The sequence below is a fragment of the Desulfurobacteriaceae bacterium genome (assembly GCA_039832905.1).
Taxonomy (GTDB): Bacteria; Aquificota; Aquificia; order Desulfurobacteriales; family Desulfurobacteriaceae; genus Desulfurobacterium.
The window spans coordinates 1-676 of record JBDOLX010000063.1; the positions used below are offsets into that span (position 1 = coordinate 1).

The window sequence follows — 676 nt, forward strand, 5'->3', positions numbered from 1 at the left end:
TACAAAGGAAATGTATCAGGAAGCTCTTTTGGTTAGAGAAATCACAGGACGCTACAACATTCCGTTTATAGTAAACGACAGGCTTGACCTTGCACTGGCAGTAAAAGCAGACGGCGTCCACGTGGGTCAGGAAGACCTCCCTGTCGAGGTAATTAGGAAACTGGTAGGAGAAGAGTCCATAGTCGGTTTGTCCACCCACAATATCAATCAGGTGCGGGAGGCTAACAAGAAAGGAATTGCCGATTACCTGGGATTTGGGCCAATTTTTCCCACGACAACGAAGGAAAATCCGGATCCTGTTACAGGGATCGAAGCTCTGTGCAGTGCGGTAAAAGAATCAAAAATCCCGATAGTAGCAATCGGCGGAATAAATAAAGAAAACATTGAACCCGTAATAAGTTGCAGACCGGCCGGTGTGGCTGTAGTAAGGGCAGCATTTGAAAGCGGAGATCCGTACCTAAACGTTAAAGTTCTCAAGGAGAAGCTGAATGTCTGAAAAGTTTCAAAATTTTGGAGAAAAAACCATTATTCTCTCCTTTTACTTACTCGCACTTACAATTCCTCTGTCAATAGCCGGGGATAACATAGCAGTTGCCGTTGGAGGAATCGGACTTATCCTTTCTCTCCTGTTTAACCGAGAGAAGTTAAAGGCAGTTCCTCTAAAACCCATACTCCC

2 protein-coding genes are annotated in these 676 nt (G+C 44.8%); both read left to right on the forward strand.

Annotation, left to right across the window (positions count from 1 at the left end; genetic code table 11):
• On the forward strand, positions 1-496 hold a 496-nt coding region (gene thiE, locus ABGX27_04430; protein MEO2068739.1), incomplete at its 5' end, for a thiamine phosphate synthase.
• Positions 489-676, forward strand: a 188-nt coding sequence (locus tag ABGX27_04435; GenBank protein ID MEO2068740.1) for a hypothetical protein, incomplete at its 3' end; no start/stop codon positions are given. The genes thiE and ABGX27_04435, both read left to right, overlap by 8 nt.